Origin of the sequence: Paenibacillus taichungensis (genome assembly GCF_013359905.1) — a bacterium.
In the GTDB taxonomy this organism is placed as follows: domain Bacteria; phylum Bacillota; class Bacilli; order Paenibacillales; family Paenibacillaceae; genus Paenibacillus; species Paenibacillus taichungensis.
Genome location: NZ_JABMCC010000096.1, coordinates 41,247 through 61,952 on the forward strand (window position 1 = coordinate 41,247; position 20,706 = coordinate 61,952).

The window sequence follows — 20,706 nt, forward strand, 5'->3', positions numbered from 1 at the left end:
TCGTTAGGCTGGAACATTCAATATCCAACATGGATTGGTCCACAAGGCAACATGCGCGTCCAGATTGCATCTGATTGGGATGTTAGCTTGGAAAAGCGCCTTCTTCGGAGTAAAATAGAAGGGTAAGCATCCTATCCGTGTCTGGAGGTTGGCAGCAATGACATTACCCGCACTATTCATTGCGCATGGTTCTCCCGCTCTGGCGGTGGAGAGCAATGACTACACTCAATTTTTGAACCAGCTTGGAGACAGGCTGCCGGCTCCGAAAGCCATTGTTGTATTTACGGCGCATTGGGATCGTCCCGAACCGTCCGTGACAATGGATGATACACATCAGACCTTGCATGATTTTTACGGATTTCCCTCTAATATGTATACAATGAATTACCCTGCGCCTGGTCAGCCAGACCTTGCGAATGAGATCTGCGCTCTGTTCACCCGTAGTAATCTTCCACATCAACCGGTTCGAGGTCGGGGATTGGATCACGGGGTATGGGTACCGCTGTTACACATGTATCCAGAGGCCAATATTCCTGTTATTGCGGTATCTGTCGATTCGTTGCGTTCCCCGCAGGAACAGTATGATATTGGGCGGATGCTGGAGCAGCTGCGTCATGATAATGTGCTGATCATTGGCAGCGGTGGAACGGTTCATAACTTGCGCATGCTTGGCAGTAATGATGAACCGCAAGACTGGGCAGTGGAGTTCGATAACTGGATTGGCGAACGGCTGGAGCAGTGGAATACGAGAGAGCTGTTTCAATATGACAAAAAAGCGCCTCATGCCCGCACGGCAGTTCCATCTTATGGAACGGAGCACATTGCGCCTTTGTTTTATGCCATGGGTACGGCTGATATGTCACGATCTGCAAAACGTCTATTCCAGTCGTATCCTTACGGTACGCTCAGTTTAAACTGCTGGCAGTTTGGTGACGGCGTATAACTTGGAACAGACAAGAGTATGTGAACAAGTTTTTGAGTTTTATTTCGCAAATACATCTAGTTCATCGACCAGCCAGACTTAGGTTATGAATGAGCTGAACCAAAAAAGGTTTCTGCGGCCAGCGTAATGGGCCTCAGGAACCTTTTTCTATAACTTGAGCATTCTGGAATGTAGTATAATCACTTGCGAATCTCGAAAAGCTCACATGCTGTACGCGAGTGATATGCCAGTTCACTTACACTGGACTGAACCACAACGGTATTACTGTCAAAACGGATAATGACGCCACCGGAATCAATCTGGTGATTATCTTTGAAAACACGGACTTTATGCTTCATTTCCATAGCTTCCTGGAAGTCGGCATCGGTCTCAAGACGGCGCTGGGTTGGCATGTCATGTACTCCTTTAATTGTAGTCGATCGATATGTTCATCATAATACGTGTTTCTGTCGATGGGCAAGTCAGATGACCTACAAGCATATATAAAAAAACAAAAAAGTCCTGCTCTCCAGGGGGAGGGGAGCAGGACCGGAAATGTCTATTTACGATTTAGGCTGTTTTGTGCGTATGGTTTATCGTTGGTGTGTCTTTTGGCTGACTTCCTTTGTTGCGAGTGAACAATCCGCGAAGGTAAGGCATTACCCAATGATCCAAACCGATTTTACCAGCGTTCGCACCAGCGACTACAAGGAAGATTTCCATCAGAACTAATTGAGCATTCGTGCTTACTGTTCCCGAGAAGAGGAACGCGAAGTTCATGACCATCGCCATCAGTGCTGCAAGTGTTGTAAAGCATCCAAGAATGAGACCCAGACCTACAAGGAATTCACCCAGCGGGATGATGAAGTCGAACAGTCCTGCATTTGGTACCGCGAAGTTCTCAAGGAATGTTCCCCACCAAGCTTGAACGGTTGGGTTTTCACCCGTTGCTTTTCCTACAGCGCCTGCAAGGAATCCGCCAGCTTGGAATCCTCCTGTTAATTTGCCCCAGCCATGTGTCATCCAGTCGTAACCGATATACACCCGAAGTACTGTCAAAATCCACATTGCCACTTTGTTTTCTCTAAGCCATTGGTTGAAGCTGAACATATAAACCACTCCTTCATGGAATTTAGTGTGTGTTGTTTTTTTGTTTTTCTAAGTGATCACCTTTGATGTCTTTATTGTATAGTTCAAAAGTCATTCTGTTTGTGATTAAAATCACAATCTAGTTCAAATTTTAAGTAAGGTTTGAGAAGTTCACATTTAGGACATATTTTTCAGTCTGCCTCAAGTTTCAAACGTGAAATGAAGGGTAGAAAATGCTCTCCTTATCGAAGACAAATGGTGCTGTGTGTGATTAAATGGAAAGAAATACGTGAAATGGTCACTTACATAAGAGCAACTACAGCCTAGATTTCAACCATATCGTCCAGGAGGTACATATATTGAAGCAATTGAAATGGAACAAAACGACGTCAGCGGCGTCGCTGCTTATTCTGGCCCTGAGTCTGGTCGCTTGCCAGAATAAGGAGATGGTCCAGATTCCGAAGCCGGAGTCCGTTCCTACACCCATACAGGAAGAACAAGAGACGGAAGAACCTGCCACGTCGCTCTACACAGCACCGCTGACGGGTCTGCCTGTTGATGAAGCAATTACGCGTCGCCCACTGGCGGTTATGATTAACAATGCTCCTGCAGCGCGGCCCCAATCCGGTCTGAGTGCAGCAGATATTATTATTGAAGTGCTCGCTGAGGGAGGTATTACCCGTTTTATTGCCATCTTCCAAAGTGAAGGCGGGGCAGATACGGTTGGACCTGTGCGCAGTATCCGTCCGTATCTGATCGAGCTTGGTGAGAGTTACGATGGTGTATTGGTTCATGCGGGTGGCAGCCCGGATGCCTATTCCATTTTACAAAAGCAGCAGAAACAGCATATGGATGAGATATCGAATAGCGGCCCTTATTTCTGGCGTTCCTCGGATCGTAAAGCACCGCACAATCTATATACGTCGGCGGACAAGCTGAGAGAAGGCGCGGATACCAAAGGCTATAGTCACGACTTTAAGTCTCCAATATATACGTATAACGAAGAAGGTGCCACGTCTGCTGGAGAGTTGGCCAAGCAGTTCGATATTCATTATTTATTGGAGAGTTACCGGGTCACGTATGATTATGATGAAGTTAGCGGACGATATATGAGATTGGTGAACGGAAAGGCAGATCAGGATCTGGATAATGGCAATCCAATTGGAGCGGCAAATATTATTGTAGCGGGTGCGGATCACAAGGTGCTCGACAATGTGGGCAGACTTTCCGTTAATTTGGAACAGGGCGGTGAAGCCATGCTGTTTCAAAAAGGCAAGATGGTTCGAGGCCAGTGGATCAAAAAAACGGGTGATATTATCCGATTTGTGCAAAATGGGTCCGAAGTTGCGCTTGTTCCTGGCAAGACTTTTATCAGTATCGTTCCGAATCAGCCTGACTTTGCGGGGCACATCGAAATTGAAAATTAATCCAATTTGAAGAGAAATGTAAACGCAGTGTAAAATTTCATCATCATTTTTCCAGCCATTCCAAATAATTAAGATTCATTTCAGATTTATGTGATAAGAATATAAAAAAGGATCATGCCTTATGTACAAACCGTGAAACATTTATGATAAGATATCAAAGGTTGTCATTTCATGTTTCATCGGTTATCGGCAATTTCTCGTAAAGGGGATAGAGCTATGAAGCTTAAGAAGAAGAAGGATATATTTTTTGAGACACTAGAGAACATGGCAGATACGGTCGTGCAAGCGGCTGATTATTTCTCCCAACATGTTTCCAACCTTCAGGATGTGACTCTTTTTGCCAATGAAATGAAGAAGTACGAGTCCCAGTGTGATGATTATGTTCATACCATCATTACAGAGCTCAACAAGACATTTATCACGCCGATCGAACGCGATGATATTATGGAACTGACAACGACACTTGATGACGTATTGGACGGACTCGAAGCAACAGCTTCCCGTTTCTATATGTACCAACTGACTGACCCGGACGAATATATCGTTCAATTCGCTGAAATTTTGCGCCAATCAGCTTACGAAATTCAGAAGGCCATTCATTTGCTGTCTCAGAAAAAATTGCTGGCGATCCGCGAGTACACGATTCGTCTGAACGATCTGGAAAACCAGGGCGACGAAGTGCTGCGCAACTGTATCAAGAATCTTTTTGCTACTGTGCCTGATCCGATTGAACTGATCAAACGCAAGGAAATTTACGAACGTCTTGAGACGACAACGGATGCATGTGAACACGTAGCGAATGTGCTCGAATCCATCATCATGCGTAATTCTTAAGGAGCCAGAGAATAATGGAAACAACGATTTGGGTATTGGGTATAGTCGTCTTCCTTGCACTGGCGTTTGACTTCATCAACGGATTCCACGATACGGCGAATGCCATTGCAACTTCGGTCTCGACACGAGCACTGACTCCTCGCCGGGCAATCCTTATGGCTGCCGTGATGAACTTTGTCGGTGCCATGATGTTTACTGGAGTAGCGAAGACGATCGGGGGGAGTGTAACAGACCCCACCAAGCTGGATAACGGGATTGAGGTCGTCATAGTCACCTTGATCGCCGCGATTATCTGGAATCTCGTTACATGGTGGTTCGGAATTCCTTCTTCATCCTCGCATGCACTGATTGGTGCTCTTGCTGGTGCTGTACTTGTTGGCGCAGGGGCTGATAAAGTCAAATGGAGTGGATTTATTGACATTGTCGGAGGATTGTTATTATCACCTCTGATCGCATTTGCCATCGGTTATGTGGTCATGACCATTCTCAAATATATTTTTGCCAAACGCAGTCCGCATAACGTGAACAAAGGTTTCCGTACGGTACAGATTTTCACAGCAGCGCTTCAGGCGTTTACGCACGGTACCAATGATGCGCAGAAGGCAATGGGTATCATTACTTTTGCACTGGTCGCAGCAGGCGTACAGGATCATCTGGATGTTCCGTTGTGGGTTAAAATCTCTGCGGCAACAGCGATGGCTCTCGGTACTTCCATCGGTGGTTGGAAAATCATCAAAACGATGGGAACCAAAATTTTCAAAATTGAACCGATTAACGGGTTTGCAGCTGATCTATCAGCCGCATCTGTTATTTTCTCGGCAACGTTGCTCCACCTACCGGTGAGTACAACTCACGCTATCACATCTGCCATTCTGGGTGTTGGTTCCGCGAAACGTTTCTCAGCCGTTAAATGGGGACTAGCTGGACGTATCATTATTACGTGGTTCATTACGATTCCGATTACCGGGGCGCTGGCAGGATTGTTGTACTGGATCATTTTCTAATTCGAAAAAGTGTTCCTGGACTAATTCTGGGTTTCAGACAAACTGTTCATAACATTGTGAATATCGGGATATGTGGACAATTATACAACCAAAAAGAAGAGACGCCTGTGCATGAACGTGTGGACAGGCTGGATATGTGGATAGCCATCCGTGGAATGATAAACCAAAAGAAGATATTCCTGTGGATACAGGAGACTGTGGATAGGGAAATGAGAGAAGCCAACAGGGTTGGCTTTTTTTGTTGTCGCGTTTGCAGGATAACGTGTGTATAATGGGCTGTTGCAGGAGACGGTTCAATGGTTAAAGTTGTACAATAACGTAAAGGATACAAGACAAGGACGTGGTCTAATTTATGATTCGTACACTCGCCATCTCACGGGATCATCAGGTATCTGTAAATGTACCGCTTACACAGCTGGATCTGCAGGATTACGCCTGGGTATGGGCAGATTTCAATCAGCCTTCCGAAGAGGAAAGCCAGTTGCTGGATACATATTTTCATTTTCATCCATTAGCTATTGAGGATTGTATGCATGTGTTGCAGCGACCCAAGCTCGATTATTATGACAATTTGCAGTTCCTCGTGCTGCATGCACTGAATCCGACCACATTGGAAGCGGAAGAGGTAGACCTGTTTCTGGGTGCGAACTTCCTGGTTTCCTTTCATCACGGGGCACTGGAGGAAGTCGATGAAGCTTGGGAGAGGTTGCTGCATCATGCGCACGAACGAACCATCTGGGCCAGGGGCCCGGTGGCAGCGGCATATACGGTGATGGACAAGCTGGTCGATCATTATTTCCCGTCTCTGTTTACCATTGAGGATGAGCTGGCTGAACTGGAGAACCGGGGCGGCAGGGAGTCGGTGGAAGACCTGATGAATCAAGTGTTCGACTTGCGCAGTCGATTGCTGAAGCTTAGACGGACGGTAGTACCCATGCGGGATCTGCTCTATCGGGTAGTCAATTCTCAGCATGTGCAGCGAACAGGGGAGCATACCGTATATTTTACCGATATCTATGACCATTTGTTGAAGCTGACAGACATGATTGAAGCTGATCGGGAAATGACGGCAGACCTGCGCGACAGTTACATTTCGCTGAATTCCAACCGTATGAACCAGATTATGAAGACCCTCACCGTGATTACAACAGTCTTTATGCCATTGACGCTGATCGCGGGGATCTATGGCATGAACTTTGCTTATATGCCTGAGCTGCAATTGAAGTTTGGGTATGGAGCTGTACTGCTGTTGATGTTTGTTCTGGGCGGAAGCATGGTGGCCTGGTTTGTGAAGCGGGGCTGGTTTAAGTAAGGAAGAATAGAAACTATAGCAAGTGAAGAGTTAGCGATCTGCACAGATCGCTTCTTTAGCCTGTGTATGATGTGTATAAGAGGGCAAATAGGAGTACATATAGATTCATTTTCGGAATAGATGTCCACATGTGGATAAAATAAATGAAGAAGCATCATGTGCATAACTTTATTTGAGGAAATTTGGCTGTTACGAACAGGGTGGAAAAAGTAAAAGGCATCTTCAGTACTGAAGAGTACTGAAGATGCCTTGGGGGAATTTCTCAAGGAATGGATTCCATGAGCTGAATTTTAACATGAGATTCTTATCGTGAAATGAACCCTGCTACGTTTTCATAATAAGTTGGATGGCTCCATTCGAATTAGGTTACTCTGTTTGCTCCAATACAAATGTGGCTGTAGCGGTAGGTTGTCCATTAACGACAATCGTTAGCGTATGCAAACCGGCATAATGCTTTCTCGTCGTAATGACTTTGAACGATTGCTTCGTTGCAACCTTGGTTCTCCCGGTAGGGAAAGTTTTGTCAGAGCACTTGAACCGCTTGGGTGCCTGCTTGCCATTTGCTTTCATATATCCGATCTCATATTCGATCCGCAGCATCTGTGACTGACCACTTTCATTAACGACATCAAAGGAAAAATGAAGATCTTCCCCGATGGCAACGGTATCTCTTGCAAGCTGAAGATGCTCGATATGTGTCGCATCCTGCTCGACATAACCAAAGAGACTCAGCGCCTTCGGATGCCCCTTTTTCAGCAATGAGCGGCTTGCATGACGAACGATCCAGTCCGTATGTTCATGTTGTCCGTACCAGCTTGAGGCCAAATCCAGGACCAGTTCTGGATGGTCTTTCGAGATGTCGTTCAGGTGATTGGCTACACTTTTCCGGACATACAGGGACTCGTCCTGCTTCAATTCATGCAGAATGGGAAGTACTGGTGTTGGATCGGAGATGAATCCCCGAAGTTTGGAACCCCATGGAAGACGTGGACGGCTGCCTTCACTGGCAAGCCTGCGTATATGTTCATTGGGACTTCCCGTCCATTCCATCATGCGTTTCATCGTTTCGATCGGGTAGCGTTCGATAAACGGGCGTACCGCGAACTCGGAACTGGAATAAGGTGTGAAGAGGGTCAAGTACTTCATGGATAGTTCGTAGTTTTCCGGGGCAAGTCCGTTGACTTCAATAAAATCAGGAACGAACAGGTACTCGACCCCACGCATCTGCGGTGCTGCCTGCTCAATCACGTGTAATGCCTCTTCATAGTTATCAGGGAGAACTTCGGTCAATGCCGACGTAATGCGGCGGATACGAGCTTTGAATTCCAGTTCTCCCCAGCCTTCGGCAAATACAAGTTCACGAAATTGCTGCTTGTCCAACTTGGGGTAGAATTGGTGTAACCATTCTCCTGTCCGGTCGATTAATGCGGGAGTATATTTGTCTTTAAACAGTTCCATAATCCGCCTCCTTTATCTATAACTCAGTATACCTCAATTCACGGGAATAAGAACATAGGTTCCTAAAAAAGGTTATCGAATATTCTCTTATATGAACGAATGAGTGAATTGAAAAGGAAGAAGATGAAAGTGGATTAAGGCACCCCCTTATGTAAGAGGGCGCCTGGGAAAAGTGTTAGAGCTTTTTGCTTTTTTTGGGACGACGTTTGGTGGTATTGGATTTATTCCGGCCCGTTTTACTACTCGTGTTCCGTTTGCGCGGAGCAGAGGTCGTTTTTTTACGACGTTTGCGTGAGCGAGGTGGCGAATACTCTTCATAATCTTTATCCGCAAGACTGCTACCTTTTTTTCCTTTTCCAAAAGGCAGAATCCCCATCACCAGCTTCATCATTGGGGCCATCTGCTGGAAGCCGCCAACGACCTTTTGCATTTTGCCGATCCCGTTCACGATGCCGTCGATTCCACCAAAACGGTCGATCATTCCTTTTAATTCCCCGAGATTAGCCAGGGAAAAGCCTGAGGAAGACGCAGGCGTTTCCACCGGAACAGGGGAAGCAACAGGAGCTCCCCCGCCGAAAAAGTTTCCGCCAGGCCCCCCCGGACCACCTGGACTATAAGGTACAAGTCCGGATGCTTCAACCTCTTGGAATTGGGGAGGATAATAAGGTTCTACACCAGGATACATGGGCTGAACCTGTGCCTCATTCAATGCCCGTGGCGGCATATAGGCAGAAGTATGGGCCTGCCGTTGCGTATGGGAAGACGGACGCTGCCGTGGAGCGGGCTGACGGTGATAATAATGCTGTGGCATGAACTATCACGTTCCTTCTATGTTGGATTTCGGAATTGCGTTCCTTCAGCGACTGGACGTGCATAACAGACTGAGTTGGAACTCCCTTTTGCTATACTGTATGTCATTAGCGGAGAGACGGCGTAGGCGAGTATCCCGCAAAACGGGATATTTGCGGATTTGGGCGCAGGAGAGGATGATAGCTTCGCAGTGGAATTATATAGATCTGACACAAATTTGTCACATTTTAAACAGGGTAATTCCTACATAATTAATCGGAAATATACGGTGAAAAATGGGATAAATCGTGAGATAGAGGGGGATTGTACGCGCAGGGAGGACATTAATGCTGTATGAAAGCGGTAACATGTATTTTTATTCTGTAGTGCGTGAAATCGTTAACGCTTGAAATACCAACTCAGGCTGGGTACAATGAAGGTACACAGTAACCGCTAGGGGATGATGATGAAATGCAGCTGAAAAAGCTAAATGATAAAAGCATTGAACAATTATTTGAGGCTATTTTGACTCTGAAAGATATTGAAGAGTGTTATGTGTTTTTTGATGACCTCTGCACGGTAAACGAGATTCAATCCATGTCCCAGCGACTGGAAGTAGCACGTATGCTTGGCAAAGGAAATACCTATAACCAGATTGAAGCTGAGACAGGTGCAAGTACAGCCACGATCTCTCGTGTAAAACGCTGCCTGAACTACGGTAATGACGGTTATAAAATGACGCTGGAACGCCTGGGACGTTAAGGATGAAGAAACCGGGTGTACTCATCATTAGTCACGGTTCTCAGGAGAAAACCTGGGTAGAATCCGTCGATGACGCGGTCTCCCGGTTGAATCTGCCTGAACCCTTGCCCGTTGAAGCCGGGTTTCTTGAACTTGTGGAAGGACGCCTGATCCAGGACGGTATCAACCGACTGGAAGCACAGGGCGTAACCGATTTATTGGTCGTACCTCTGTTTGTTTCATCCGGTAGTACACATGTGGATGAGATCGAGTATGCCATCGGTGCCAAAGACGCTCCGGAGCGTGAGACGGATCTTGAACCCTTCGAGGTGAAAGCACAAGTCCACTTCGGCTATCCTGTGGATAACGACCCTGATATTGCGGTCATGGTCTGGGACAAGGTAAAGGCCCTGTCGCAGCAACCAGAACAGGAGACGATCCTGTTAATCGGACATGGGAGTATTCACGATGGATTCCGTCAGCGATGGGAAGCGGGCATTTCTTCACTCGCACAGCGGGTGCAGGAAGTCAGCGGTGTTGCTCATACCGATTATGCGCTGCTAAATCCGGATAGTGTGTACGATAAGGCGAAATACTGGAGTGAAGAGCGGGGGAGCCGGGTTATTGTGGCGCCGCTGTTTTTGAGTGCCGGTTATTTCACCATGAAGGTGATCCCGGGCCGATTGAAGGAACTGGATTTCGCATATAGTGGTGAGACGCTGCTTCCACATCCGTTATTAGGAACATGGCTGGAGCGCCAAATTCAACTTTTACTGGAAAGATGCAATGAGGTTAAGGTTTAATTCAGAGAAAACAGGTCGCAGTTAGCGATTATTCCCGTTATCTCTAACAATAGCTTAAACACAAACGGCAGAGATGCCGTTTTTTTGTTTTTATATGTACTTTAGACCAAACACGCCGAAGCAGGCGTGTTTTTTCTGTATTAGGCAAAACCCTATACGAAGCGGAATTTCGGGTTCAATCCGCGGAGACAGAGTGGAGGGTGAGGGTTCTAACTCTGAAATGATTCTCTTTACAGGAAAGTTTTTGTCTGATAAGATGTCAACATTCAATTGTTAACCTAAAAAAATATTTTGGTTAACAATTGAAATAATCTAACGGAAGGTGATATCTTGTGACACATTATGAACAGCTTGCAGCCATAAATAAGGCTCATTTATGGAACCCCTTTACGCAAATGAAAGATTACAATAACTCCGATCCTCTCATCATTGAACGGGGCGAAGGCGTCATGCTCTATGACGTCCAGGGACGTGCTTATTATGATGGCTTCGCCTCGGTTTGGCTTAATGTTCACGGACATAACATACCTGAGCTGAACCAAGCCATAACGGATCAGTTGGAACGTGTTGCACATTCTACGTTACTCGGAATGGCTAATGTGCCAGCAATTGAACTTGCTGAGAAACTAGTAGAGATTTCCCCAGAGGGATTAAATAAAGTATTTTATTCTGATTCGGGAGCAACCGGTGTCGAGATCGCAGTGAAGATGGCGTTTCAATACTGGAAGAACCGAGGAGAAACCGGTAAAACGAAGTTTATCACGATGAATCAAGCCTATCACGGAGATACGATTGGTGCGGTGAGTGTCGGAGCAATTCCGTTGTACCATGATGTGTTCCGTCCCATGCTGTTTCCTACTCATGTCATTCCATATCCTTACGTTTATCGACATGAGGACGGCGAGCGGGAAGCCATGGATGCTACGTTAACCCCATTACGCAATGTACTTGAAACGAGTGCAGATGAAATCGCGGCTATTATCGTGGAGCCGATTGTGCAAGGAGCTAGTGGCATCCTGATTATGCCAGAGGGCTGTCTACGCGAGATGGCAGCACTTTGCCGTACATATGGTGTACTGTTCATAGCCGATGAGGTGGCGACAGGCTTCGGTAGGACAGGTGCTATGTTTGCTTGTGATCTTGAAGAGGTGTCACCTGATTTGATGGTGATAGGCAAAGGCCTTACAGGCGGCTACTTACCTGTGGCTGCGACACTGGCAACAGATGAGGTGTACAGCGCATTTTATGCCGATTATGAGGAGCAAAAAACATTTTTCCATGGTCATTCCTTCACAGGTAACCCGCTCGGCTGCGCTGTTGCTTTGGCTAACTTGAAACTATTTGAAGAGCGCAACCTGGTGGAAGGTGTAAGAGCAAAGGCGGCTTTTGTTGAGCAGAAGCTCTCAGTACTTAAAGATTCTCCGCACGTCGGGGATATCAGGCAGAAGGGATTGATGTTAGGAATTGAGCTTGTACGGGATAAAGCAACTCGGGAACCGTACGATTGGGCTGAACGAATCGGCGTTCGGGTAACGGAGCGGGCCAGAGAGCTTGGCATGCTTACGAGACCACTTGGCAATGTTATTGTGTTCATTCCTCCTCTTGCTAGTACAGAGGCTGAGCTTGAAGCCATGATTGATATCTTGATGCAATCTATTTTTGACGTCACCGAAGGTGGTTCGGAATCATGAATGGTTTTCGCGGATTATTCGTAACAGGTACGGACACAGGAGTTGGGAAAACAATCGTTACAGGGGCTCTTGTTGCTGCGCTTCGTGCTGAAAAACGGAATATAGGCGTCTGGAAGCCTGTACAATCGGGTGCGCTTCTTGGCAGTGGAGAAACCGATGCAGAACGCCTGTTGCAATACACCGGAATTGATGAGCGTGCCGAGCATGTGGCGCCATTTACGTTCCAAGCTCCACTGACCCCGATGCTAGCTGCCAAGCAGGATGGGGTGGAAATTACGCTACAGGAAATAATCAGTGCGGGTCAGCCACTGGCAAATCGATACGAGTCGATACTCATTGAAGGGGCAGGCGGCGTCGCTGTTCCACTGACCGAAGACTCTCTTGTAGTAGATTTGATCTCGGAGCTTCGAACACCGGCCCTGATCGTTGCGCGGACAGGTCTAGGTACGATTAATCATACACTTCTTACAGTGTCATACCTGCAGCAGCATGGGATTAAGGTCACAGGTTTTATTCTGAACGATGGTGAATCTGACGAGATTTATAACGACTCCAGCATCACAACAAACGCGGAGCTGATTGAACGTTATTGCGGGATACCCTTTCTTGGACGTTTTCCCCGCTTGATGGACGAAATGAATACGGAAATGTTGATCCAGGTCATTCGAGAGAAGATCCAGTTAACACCAATCAGACAGGCATTAACAGTTCAATCCATGGAGGAGGAATGAAGATGGAAACAACGGTAACTAATCTAGAATGGTCGTCGCTTGCGAAACGATCGTTGAATGGCGAATGTTTATCAATTGAAGAGGGACTTGCCGTGCTTGAAGCAAACGACGATGAGGTACTGCCGCTAATGCACGCGGCTTTCCATGTGAGGCAATATTTTTACGGCAAAAAAGTGAAGCTGAATATGATCATCAACGCCAAAAGCGGATTTTGTCCCGAAGACTGCGGTTATTGCTCACAATCCATCGTATCCACCGCACCCATTCAGAAATACAGCTTGCTCGACAAAGAAACGTTGCTTGCAGGAGCACATGAAGCTATGGCGCGTAAAGCAGGAACCTATTGCATTGTAGCTTCAGGCAAAGGTCCCACGAATAAGGAGCTGGATCAAGTGGTAGAAGCGGTAAAAGAAATCCGTGAAACGATGCCACTTAAAATCTGTGCGTGTCTAGGAATCTTGAAGGACGGTCAAGCAGAACGTCTGGCTGAGGCAGGTGTGCACCGATACAATCACAACTTGAACACAAGCAAGGCCAATTATCCATCTATAACCACAACGCATACCTATGACCAGCGAATTGAAACCGTGGAAAAGGTAAAAGCATACGGCATGTCCCCCTGTTCCGGTGTCATTATCGGTATGGGTGAAAGTAATCAGGAAATTGTCGAGATGGCTTTGGCACTCCGTAAGCTTGATGCAGATTCAATTCCAATTAATTTTCTCAATGCGATACCGGGGACCCCTCTGGAAGGAGCTGGACGCACTCCGGCTATGAAGGCGCTCAAGGTACTGGCACTATTTCGGCTCATCTGTCCGTCTAAAGAGATTCGTGTTGCGGGTGGACGCGAGATCAACCTCCGTACATTGCAACCTTTGTCGCTGTATGCTGCAAATTCACTCTTTGTAGGTGATTATTTAACGACAGCAGGTCAGGAAATATCGAATGATCATCAAATGATTGAAGATTTGGGTTTTGAGATTGAGTTAAATGCACTTTAAGGCGGTACGGACTATGAATTGGATGGAAAAAGAACTTGCGTTATTTGCTGATGCCTCCAATGAACGTTACTTGCGTGATAGTGCCGTGGTTCCAGATAACCCTGGTTATACGTGGAGAGGAAACCGGGTGCTCCTCAACCTGGCCTCCAATGACTACCTGGGACTTGCTCGACATCCCGCTATCATCGATACAATTCGCGAGGCGCTTCTTACCGAAGGAGGAGGCTCGGGCGCATCTCGCCTTGTGACTGGGAATCGACCGCTTTATGGCCGTCTGGAAGAAGCGCTGGCCACTTGGCAGCATAGTGAAGCTGCACTTGTTTTTGCAAATGGTTATATGGCTAATTCTGGTGTCATTCGTGCACTCGTGGGCCGGGGTGATGTCGTTTTTAGTGATCAATTAAACCATGCCAGCATCGTGGACGGTATTGTGCTGAGCCGCGCGGAACATGCCCGATATCGGCATAATGATATGGAGCATCTGAAGCTATTATTGAACAAACATCGGGATAAACGGCGTAAGCTGATTGTTACGGATGCCGTCTTTTCAATGGATGGTGATCAAGCACACTTGGAAGAGCTCGTTGCGCTCAAACAAGAGTACGGGGCAATGCTGATGGTGGATGAGGCGCACAGCGGGGGCATCTACGGGAAACGGGGGGAAGGACTTTGCTTTAAGCTTGGTCTGCATCATGATGTGGATGTGCATATGGGGACGTTTAGCAAATCATTCGGTTTATATGGAGCTTATATCTGCGGCAGCCGAACATTAATCCGCTTTCTCGTTAACCAAGCAAGACCACTTATCTATTCAACGGCATTGCCGCCTTCTCTCGTAGCTGGTATATCAACAGCGTTAACTTTGGTAAAAGCGGATCATTGGCGCCGCGAACGCCTCAACTCGGCAAGTCAATTATTTCGTTCTTCGCTTAGTGATGCCGGATTTAACGTTGGGACTGGGGACTCCCCTATTGTGCCGATAATTGTCGGTGAGAATGAAAGGGCTCTTCGTTTCAGTGAGGCACTTGAAGCAGGCGGTATTGCTGGAATCGCCATCCGACCGCCTACCGTTCCTGATGGCACAGCGCGAATCCGCTTCTCCTTATCAGCCGACCATACTCCTAAGGAACTGAATGATGCCAGTGCACAAATCTGCAAAATCGGACTGCAGTTAGGAGTGCTGAGCTCATGAATGCCTCGGATAATAATTCACTGCAAATAGAGCGGGAGACAAACGGAACCATATTATGGTTAACGGGATGGAGCATGCCTGATGCGGTGTTTGACCGTCTTCGCCTGTTATTGCCTGATTTTCGACATATTTCTGTAGATTATAGTGCTGCGGATTCTCCAGAGGAAATGCTGTGTTTAACTGAAACATCAGTTAGAGATATGTTATGCATTGAAGGAATAGCTTGCAGGGAGAGAGTTTCCCACGGTCCGCTTCTAATATCAGGTTGGTCGCTTGGAGGTTTACTGGCGCTCAGACTAGCGGCTAAAGGTTACGCCGATGGCCTTGTGCTGTTCGGTGCAACGGCTCGTTTTACCCGCTCAAAAGAAGAGTTTGACCGCGGCTTGGCAGATGCATACGTTAGGCAGATGATCAAAGGGATTTTAAAGGATCAACACGCAGTTGAAGCCAATTTTCGAAAGATTATGTTTACGGAGCAAGAATGGGAGACGGGTCTTGCTGAACGTCTACCTCATACAGGTAGCTGGACAACGCAATCACTACTGGCAGGCCTTCAGATTTTACGAAGCGAGGAATGCTTGTCTCAATTGCCGAATATCGATTGTCCGGTTCTACTTATTCATGGGACTGAGGATAGGATATGTCCTTACGGTGCTGGCTTGGAACTTAGCACTCAAATACCTCAAGCCAAGTTAATTACATTAACAGGCTGCGGGCATGCACCCTTTTTGGGAAAGGAAGTACACATCGCTGATGAATGGAGGAGATGGTGGCATGACCATTGGAAGAAGTAGTGTTGTTCAACGCCAATTTAATCGTAGTGCCACTTCTTATGATGCACATGCTCACGTTCAGCGTTATATGGCTGAGCAGCTAGCAAGATCCCTCGCAGAATGGAAAAACAAAGGGGTCTTAAGTGATCCGAGCATTCTCGAAATCGGTTGTGGAACAGGGGCTTTGACTCAAATCCTAGTAAATGAATGGCCTAGTGCAAATATTACTGCAATTGATATTGCACCCGAGATGATCGAAGTGGCTTCAAAACGGTTCCGATCAGTAGAGCATCCAGGTACTGCGAATTGTACAAAGGATCGTTTACGTTTTCTACAGGCAGATATCGAAATGTGGGCTGTAAATGCTCCGGAGTGCTCCGTGGATATCATCGTCTCCAACGCCTGTTTTCAATGGCTAAGTTCGCCGCAGGAAACACTGGGTCATCTGAGGCGAATGCTACGCCCCGGAGGCTTGCTCATATTTACGACATTTGGGCCTGATACATTTCGTGAGATGCATGAGGCATTTGATGAAGTTTATCATGTTAACGGGATGGAACCACAGCGACATGGACTTTCGTTTCAATCACCTGTTCAATGGGAAATCATGCTTCAGGAATCCGGGTATTCTAGTTTCCATTGTGAGCGTTCGATTCATACAGAAAAGTATACTTCCGCAAGAGATTTCCTGTATTCGGTTAAAGGAATGGGAGCCAGCACTTCAGAAGCAGCAACGATTCCTGGGTACAGTTTACGACGTTTGTTCACCAACATGTATAAGGAGTATGAGGACAAGTTCAGCATAAAGGGAGGAGTCTCTGCAACATATGATCTCCTGTTCATTCAATCCGTAGCTCCTTATTAACCCTATACCTGAGAAGGAAGAATCAGATGAAGCTCCAGCAAAGACATCAGTTCTTCAACAATCTGTTCGGCTGGATAAGGCATGGAATTCATAATCCACCATTCCAGCAGGCCAGTGGCGGCAGAAGCCAGAAATTGCACAGTGATCTCCCGGTTAATTCCTTTGTGAATGCCGCACGCATCAATCTGTTCTTCCACTCCCTGAATCAGGAGTTTCATCAGCCGGTTTCGAAAGGCAGGAATGCCTTTTTGGGTTAATAGGGTGGTATAAACAGGGGCGTGCAGCTCCAGGTAACGGAAGGTGCGGAGCAACGCGTCCTTGATGGTTAAGGGCGTTGTAGGACTCTCCACCATACAGCTCTCTACCAGCTGCTGCAAATACGTCTCAATGCTTTGATCTAGCAGATCAAACTTGTCCGTGTAGTGCAAATAGACGGTACCACGGTTCACATTGGCCCGATCAGCAATCTCATTAATCGTAATTTGCTCGAAATCCTGCTCTTCTAACAACCCGATAAAGGCATCGGTTATGGCTTTTCTTGTTTTGACAACTCGTCTGTCCATGGCTCCTCCTTTGATGTTTTCAACAATATGGATCCATTCGTTGATTATTCAACAATAACGGATATTTTAGCGATTGAAGCGTTGCAGATGCTTTGTTACTCTTATTTTATCAACAAATGTTGATAAAGCAACGAATATCCATAAAAATTTGAAATAGAGGGATAACTAATGAATATATTAGTGTATGGCGCAGGCGTTCTGGGCAGTCAGTTGGCGCAGGTTCTGGTACGTGGGGGAAATGACGTCACCATTCTGGCTAGAGGGAAGAGGGCAGAGGAACTGGAGAGAGATGGTATTGTCATTCGTCATGTGTTCCAGTTTAAAACGACCATTGATCCGGTTCGGGTAACAAGAGCGCTGGAAGAAAATGATGAATATGATCTTATTTTCGTGGTTATGAAGTATAACGATTTTCCATCGGTATTGCCTATTTTGGCAGCTAATCAGAGCAGGAACTTGGTGATCGTCGGCAACAATGCAGATGCACGAAGCATGCAAATCTTTTTGGAGGAAAACAGCAAGGTGGAGAAAAAGGTCGCCTTTGGTTTTCAGGTCAGCGGTGGGCGGCGGCAAGAAGACCGGATGTTATCCATTGGTGGAGCAAGCGGGCAAATGGTGATTGGTGGGCTGGACGGTGAGATTGCATTTAAATCCATACTGGATCAAGCTTTTGAGAAGACGAAATACAAGTTGAATTACTTGGACGATATCGATGCCTGGCTGAAAAGCCATATTGTGCCCATTCTGATGCTTAATGCGGTGAGCTTTAATGAGAAGCATGAGATGATCAAGCTGGACGGGAACAGGAAGCAACTCCAGCATATGATTGGGGCGATGGATGAGGGCTTTAGCGTGCTTGAGGCTATGGGCATAACGATTATACCCGAGATTCAGGCCAAACTGATTCGCAAACATCAACGGATGTTTTACCTTCTACTGAAGATGTATAGTATGCTTCCGATCTATAAACTGGTTGCGGGTTCCTTTGGGGAAATTGAGGCGTTAGATAATGCATTTACTGATTGGAAAAAGGCTTCCCGCACGCCCACTCCTCATTGGGATGTGCTCAAAAAAGAATATTCTAATCTCAAATGAGATGACTATTGCTCAAAGTCCCGATCCCGACTACAATTAAACCAACTAATAAAATAGGGATAAGGAGATATGCAGATGCGGGAAGTGCCTATGCGCTATGTCAAAGCGAACCAGATTGGGATTGTCCTATTTGTTGTCCTGTCATTTCTGTTCAACCAGCCGTTAATTCTGGGAGCATTATGGATCATCCAAGTCATTGGTTTGGCATCCGGAGGCAAGCTTAATTTGTTTGTGCAGATTGGGAAGGCTGTGTTAACGGGAAAAGGGACAGAGACACAGGCAGTGGAACTGCAACGCTTCAACAATGTTCTGGCCGTATTATTTCTCACGCTGGCACTTGTCTCATTCGGCCTTGGTTGGCAGGTAGCAGGTTATATTTTCTCGTCGATGCTTCTCCTGGCTGCAAGTGCTGCATTGCTCGGTTACTGTGTGGGCTGCACCGTATATTTTTGGTATAAACATCTCCGAGCTGGCAGAAAGATTGGTTTTTAAACTATATGTGATTGCAAAACACTCCCCTCCAAGTTCTGTGTCTACTTGAAGGGGATTTTACTTTTTTTATCTAAACCTGGCCTTGTTTAAATTGTTTGTAAAATTGCTGTCGTTCAACGGAACATTAGCACTGCCAAAATCGGTCGTATTCAGAGCATAGCGTGCCGCAGACGTCAGATCATCCCAGCCGATCAAAGGCTGCATTCCGCCGACGGTTCCAGTAACACCAAGCTCATGGTTTAGAGGCCAAGTACTGTTGTAACTAATCAAAGGATTCGTACCGTTCAGGTTCGTGTTACTTGGTGCAACATTCGTGAACTGCCCATGTCCTGAATAGGCGATGGAGAGGATTTGAGGATTTGGTGCTGCGGGATTGTCTACCCATACAACGATACCTTCCCAGTCATGACGATGGCCGAGACCGGAGGAAGGGGAGTCTTTCGGGAAGTACCATGCGTACATAATAGCCCATACGCCATTGTGCCATGCCGAACGCGAGTACACTTGGCCTCTGCTTGAGCTGCAGTCCTCATGATTTGAGAGGGTATTAGACTATTTCCGGCCCAAGCGGGCAGAATGGTGATGGATGGTTATAAATGACAGGAAATCCATAGGATTAGATTCAAGAGGAGTGCTAGAGGTTTATTTTGTAAAGGATAGACAAGTTCGGAAGTGAACAGAGAGCATGCTCGTCATTGCTGGAGTGGGATAGTTCTTTAGGTTTAATCGTTATTATTATCCAGATGTAAAATTTCGTTATAATCGATATGAAAATAATTACTTATGTATCACAGGCTAGGACATCTTTACATTTGATGATATGATAGTACATAAAGGCTTTGGAATGAGACGGAATTCCTTATGCATATATATAAGTAGAGAAAAGTGTTGGGGCAGGATTAACGGACGTGAGTCATTGTGTAAAATGATGCCCGACTACGGTCACTCTCAGATAGTAAGAATATGAGGTCGTTCAGACTCATGGATAATGTGGAATAGGTGGCGTATGAGATGAAAAAGGCTCGCTTGATATATAATCCGACCTCAGGCCGGGAAGAAATGAAGAAACGTCTGGCAGATATTTTGCAGCGTTTGGATCAAGGTGGTATCGAAGCCTCGTGTCACGCAACAACGGGTGAGGGAGATGCAACCCGAGAAGCGGAGCTGGCGATTGAACGGGGATATGACATGATTATTGCCGCTGGTGGCGACGGTACATTGTATGAAGTCATCAACGGCATGGCCGAGCGGGAGAATCGTCCTCCGCTTGGTGTATTCCCTCTGGGAACAACCAATGATTTTGCGCGTGCGCTCGGTATTCCAAGACAGTGGGAAGATTACGTCGATCTGGTCATTAACCAGCAGCTTCGTCCGCTCGATCTGGGCAAGGCAAATGATAAATATTTTATCAATATTGCAGGCGGGGGTTCGTTAACCGAACTGACCTATGAGGTGCCAAGCCGTCTGAAAACGATGATTGGGCAACTGGCCTACTATATGAAGGGTATTGAGAAAATGGCGAGCCTATCTCCGCAGGAGTTGGTTATCCGTGCTGCGGGTCAGGAAGAAATTCATGATGAATTCATGCTGTTCCTCATTGCCAATACAAACTCTGTCGGGGGCTTCGAGAAGTTGGCTCCAGGTGCCACCATTGATGATGGTCTGTTCGATGTGATCGGTGTGCGCAAATGTAATCTGGCTGATATGATTCGCCTCGTAACCCTTGCGCTGCGTGGTGAACATCTGAATGATAAGAAAGTCGTTCATTTCCAAACGGATTATATGGAAGTAACGTCGCCGGGCTATGTACAGTTGAACCTGGATGGCGAGTTAGGCGGCACATTGCCTGCGACATTCAAGAACCTGCGTCATCACCTGATGTTGTATCGTTAAGCGTAGTATGGATCGGGGAGAAAATGTGATT

General features: G+C 46.5%; 21 protein-coding genes and 1 pseudogene. 16 read left to right on the top strand and 6 right to left on the bottom strand.

Annotated features, from left to right (window positions below; genetic code table 11):
• The first annotated feature begins 157 nt into the window (after positions 1–157).
• On the top strand, positions 158–943 hold the full coding sequence (locus HP548_RS03845; RefSeq protein ID WP_099858978.1) for a DODA-type extradiol aromatic ring-opening family dioxygenase: 786 nt from the start codon (positions 158–160) through the stop codon (positions 941–943).
• 179 nt (positions 944–1,122) lie between these two features.
• Here HP548_RS03845 and HP548_RS03850 read toward each other — a convergent pair whose 3' ends face one another.
• Positions 1,123–1,335: a hypothetical protein gene (locus HP548_RS03850; protein WP_076291601.1), complete on the bottom strand. Its 213-nt coding sequence runs from the start codon at positions 1,333–1,335 to the stop codon at positions 1,123–1,125.
• 157 nt (positions 1,336–1,492) lie between these two features.
• Positions 1,493–2,032, bottom strand: a complete 540-nt coding sequence (locus HP548_RS03855) for a DoxX family protein (protein ID WP_064642274.1) — start codon at positions 2,030–2,032, stop codon at positions 1,493–1,495.
• Between the two features lie 338 nt (positions 2,033–2,370).
• Between HP548_RS03855 and HP548_RS03860 the strand changes: the two genes are divergently transcribed.
• The 4 genes from HP548_RS03860 to corA all read left to right on the top strand — a co-directional run bounded on the left by HP548_RS03860 (position 2,371) and on the right by corA (position 6,588).
• Positions 2,371–3,438, top strand: coding sequence for a DUF3048 domain-containing protein (locus HP548_RS03860; protein ID WP_076291602.1), 1,068 nt, complete (start codon positions 2,371–2,373; stop codon positions 3,436–3,438).
• Between the two features lie 216 nt (positions 3,439–3,654).
• A complete protein-coding gene (locus HP548_RS03865) occupies positions 3,655–4,272 on the top strand; it encodes a DUF47 domain-containing protein (RefSeq protein ID WP_062327047.1) in 618 nt (205 codons plus the stop codon).
• A 14-nt stretch (positions 4,273–4,286) separates the two neighbouring features.
• On the top strand, positions 4,287–5,276 hold the full coding sequence (locus HP548_RS03870) for an inorganic phosphate transporter (protein ID WP_076291603.1): 990 nt from the start codon (positions 4,287–4,289) through the stop codon (positions 5,274–5,276).
• A gap of 352 nt (positions 5,277–5,628) precedes the next feature.
• Complete coding sequence (gene corA / locus HP548_RS03875; RefSeq protein WP_175380938.1) at positions 5,629–6,588, top strand: magnesium/cobalt transporter CorA; 960 nt, start codon at positions 5,629–5,631, stop codon at positions 6,586–6,588.
• Positions 6,589–6,954: 366 nt separating this feature from the next.
• On the opposite strand, the gene HP548_RS03880 is transcribed toward corA, so the two are convergent.
• On the bottom strand, positions 6,955–8,046 hold the full coding sequence (locus tag HP548_RS03880; RefSeq protein ID WP_175380939.1) for a DNA alkylation repair protein: 1,092 nt from the start codon (positions 8,044–8,046) through the stop codon (positions 6,955–6,957).
• Between the two features lie 175 nt (positions 8,047–8,221).
• Positions 8,222–8,857: a hypothetical protein gene (locus tag HP548_RS03885; RefSeq protein ID WP_099858983.1), complete on the bottom strand. Its 636-nt coding sequence runs from the start codon at positions 8,855–8,857 to the stop codon at positions 8,222–8,224.
• A 449-nt stretch (positions 8,858–9,306) separates the two neighbouring features.
• Here HP548_RS03885 and HP548_RS03890 point away from each other — a divergent pair, with 449 nt between their 5' ends.
• The 8 genes from HP548_RS03890 (at position 9,307) to bioC (ending at position 16,632) form a co-directional block, all read left to right on the top strand.
• Positions 9,307–9,597: a YerC/YecD family TrpR-related protein gene (locus tag HP548_RS03890; RefSeq protein ID WP_017690665.1), complete on the top strand. Its 291-nt coding sequence runs from the start codon at positions 9,307–9,309 to the stop codon at positions 9,595–9,597.
• Positions 9,598–9,599: 2 nt separating this feature from the next.
• Complete coding sequence (locus HP548_RS03895) at positions 9,600–10,379, top strand: sirohydrochlorin chelatase (RefSeq protein ID WP_175380940.1); 780 nt, start codon at positions 9,600–9,602, stop codon at positions 10,377–10,379.
• 332 nt (positions 10,380–10,711) lie between these two features.
• Complete coding sequence (bioA, locus tag HP548_RS03900; protein ID WP_175380941.1) at positions 10,712–12,070, top strand: adenosylmethionine--8-amino-7-oxononanoate transaminase; 1,359 nt, start codon at positions 10,712–10,714, stop codon at positions 12,068–12,070.
• Positions 12,067–12,801, top strand: a complete 735-nt coding sequence (bioD, locus tag HP548_RS03905; RefSeq protein ID WP_175380942.1) for a dethiobiotin synthase — start codon at positions 12,067–12,069, stop codon at positions 12,799–12,801. The genes bioA and bioD overlap by 4 nt, the downstream gene beginning before the upstream one ends.
• A 2-nt stretch (positions 12,802–12,803) precedes the next feature.
• Entirely contained in the window at positions 12,804–13,802 is a 999-nt protein-coding gene (bioB, locus tag HP548_RS03910) for a biotin synthase BioB (RefSeq protein ID WP_175380943.1), read from the top strand.
• Positions 13,803–13,815: 13 nt separating this feature from the next.
• Positions 13,816–14,994: an 8-amino-7-oxononanoate synthase gene (gene bioF / locus HP548_RS03915; RefSeq protein WP_175380944.1), complete on the top strand. Its 1,179-nt coding sequence runs from the start codon at positions 13,816–13,818 to the stop codon at positions 14,992–14,994.
• Positions 14,991–15,788, top strand: coding sequence for an alpha/beta hydrolase (locus HP548_RS03920; RefSeq protein WP_217504605.1), 798 nt, complete (start codon positions 14,991–14,993; stop codon positions 15,786–15,788). The genes bioF and HP548_RS03920 overlap by 4 nt, the downstream gene beginning before the upstream one ends.
• On the top strand, positions 15,748–16,632 hold the full coding sequence (gene bioC, locus HP548_RS03925; RefSeq protein ID WP_246317907.1) for a malonyl-ACP O-methyltransferase BioC: 885 nt from the start codon (positions 15,748–15,750) through the stop codon (positions 16,630–16,632). Before HP548_RS03920 ends, bioC begins: the two co-directional genes overlap by 41 nt.
• Positions 16,633–16,634: 2 nt before the next feature.
• On the opposite strand, the gene HP548_RS03930 is transcribed toward bioC, so the two are convergent.
• Positions 16,635–17,195 (bottom strand): TetR/AcrR family transcriptional regulator, encoded by a 561-nt coding sequence (locus tag HP548_RS03930; protein WP_175380945.1) that lies wholly within the window; start codon positions 17,193–17,195, stop codon positions 16,635–16,637.
• Positions 17,196–17,363: 168 nt separating this feature from the next.
• Here HP548_RS03930 and HP548_RS03935 point away from each other — a divergent pair, with 168 nt between their 5' ends.
• Entirely contained in the window at positions 17,364–18,290 is a 927-nt protein-coding gene (locus HP548_RS03935; protein WP_175380946.1) for a ketopantoate reductase family protein, read from the top strand.
• A 75-nt stretch (positions 18,291–18,365) separates the two neighbouring features.
• On the top strand, positions 18,366–18,782 hold the full coding sequence (locus HP548_RS03940) for a DUF4395 domain-containing protein (RefSeq protein WP_175380947.1): 417 nt from the start codon (positions 18,366–18,368) through the stop codon (positions 18,780–18,782).
• A gap of 66 nt (positions 18,783–18,848) precedes the next feature.
• On the opposite strand, the pseudogene HP548_RS03945 reads toward HP548_RS03940, so the two are convergent.
• Positions 18,849–19,322: pseudogene (locus HP548_RS03945) on the bottom strand (NPP1 family protein); the annotation flags it as partial.
• Between the two features lie 471 nt (positions 19,323–19,793).
• Between HP548_RS03945 and HP548_RS03950 the strand changes: the two are divergent.
• Positions 19,794–20,675, top strand: a complete 882-nt coding sequence (locus HP548_RS03950) for a diacylglycerol kinase (RefSeq protein WP_063568189.1) — start codon at positions 19,794–19,796, stop codon at positions 20,673–20,675.
• The last annotated feature ends 31 nt before the right edge of the window (positions 20,676–20,706 follow it).

Bases quoted from the DNA above. Each gene is read 5' to 3' on its own strand.
- HP548_RS03935 (WP_175380946.1), top strand. From the start codon at position 17,364: ATGAATATATTAGTGTATGGCGCAGGCGTTCTGGGCAGTCAGTTGGCG.
- HP548_RS03895 (WP_175380940.1), top strand. From the start codon at position 9,600: ATGAAGAAACCGGGTGTACTCATCATTAGTCACGGTTCTCAGGAGAAA.
- HP548_RS03845 (WP_099858978.1), top strand. From the start codon at position 158: ATGACATTACCCGCACTATTCATTGCGCATGGTTCTCCCGCTCTGGCG.
- HP548_RS03850 (WP_076291601.1), bottom strand. From the start codon at position 1,335: ATGCCAACCCAGCGCCGTCTTGAGACCGATGCCGACTTCCAGGAAGCT.
- HP548_RS03930 (WP_175380945.1), bottom strand. From the start codon at position 17,195: ATGGACAGACGAGTTGTCAAAACAAGAAAAGCCATAACCGATGCCTTT.
- HP548_RS03920 (WP_217504605.1), top strand. From the start codon at position 14,991: ATGAATGCCTCGGATAATAATTCACTGCAAATAGAGCGGGAGACAAAC.
- corA (WP_175380938.1), top strand. From the start codon at position 5,629: ATGATTCGTACACTCGCCATCTCACGGGATCATCAGGTATCTGTAAAT.
- HP548_RS03950 (WP_063568189.1), top strand. From the start codon at position 19,794: ATGAAAAAGGCTCGCTTGATATATAATCCGACCTCAGGCCGGGAAGAA.
- bioF (WP_175380944.1), top strand. From the start codon at position 13,816: ATGAATTGGATGGAAAAAGAACTTGCGTTATTTGCTGATGCCTCCAAT.
- HP548_RS03940 (WP_175380947.1), top strand. From the start codon at position 18,366: ATGCGGGAAGTGCCTATGCGCTATGTCAAAGCGAACCAGATTGGGATT.
- HP548_RS03880 (WP_175380939.1), bottom strand. From the start codon at position 8,046: ATGGAACTGTTTAAAGACAAATATACTCCCGCATTAATCGACCGGACA.
- HP548_RS03890 (WP_017690665.1), top strand. From the start codon at position 9,307: ATGCAGCTGAAAAAGCTAAATGATAAAAGCATTGAACAATTATTTGAG.
- HP548_RS03865 (WP_062327047.1), top strand. From the start codon at position 3,655: ATGAAGCTTAAGAAGAAGAAGGATATATTTTTTGAGACACTAGAGAAC.
- bioB (WP_175380943.1), top strand. From the start codon at position 12,804: ATGGAAACAACGGTAACTAATCTAGAATGGTCGTCGCTTGCGAAACGA.
- HP548_RS03855 (WP_064642274.1), bottom strand. From the start codon at position 2,032: ATGTTCAGCTTCAACCAATGGCTTAGAGAAAACAAAGTGGCAATGTGG.
- HP548_RS03870 (WP_076291603.1), top strand. From the start codon at position 4,287: ATGGAAACAACGATTTGGGTATTGGGTATAGTCGTCTTCCTTGCACTG.
- bioC (WP_246317907.1), top strand. From the start codon at position 15,748: ATGAATGGAGGAGATGGTGGCATGACCATTGGAAGAAGTAGTGTTGTT.
- HP548_RS03885 (WP_099858983.1), bottom strand. From the start codon at position 8,857: ATGCCACAGCATTATTATCACCGTCAGCCCGCTCCACGGCAGCGTCCG.
- bioD (WP_175380942.1), top strand. From the start codon at position 12,067: ATGAATGGTTTTCGCGGATTATTCGTAACAGGTACGGACACAGGAGTT.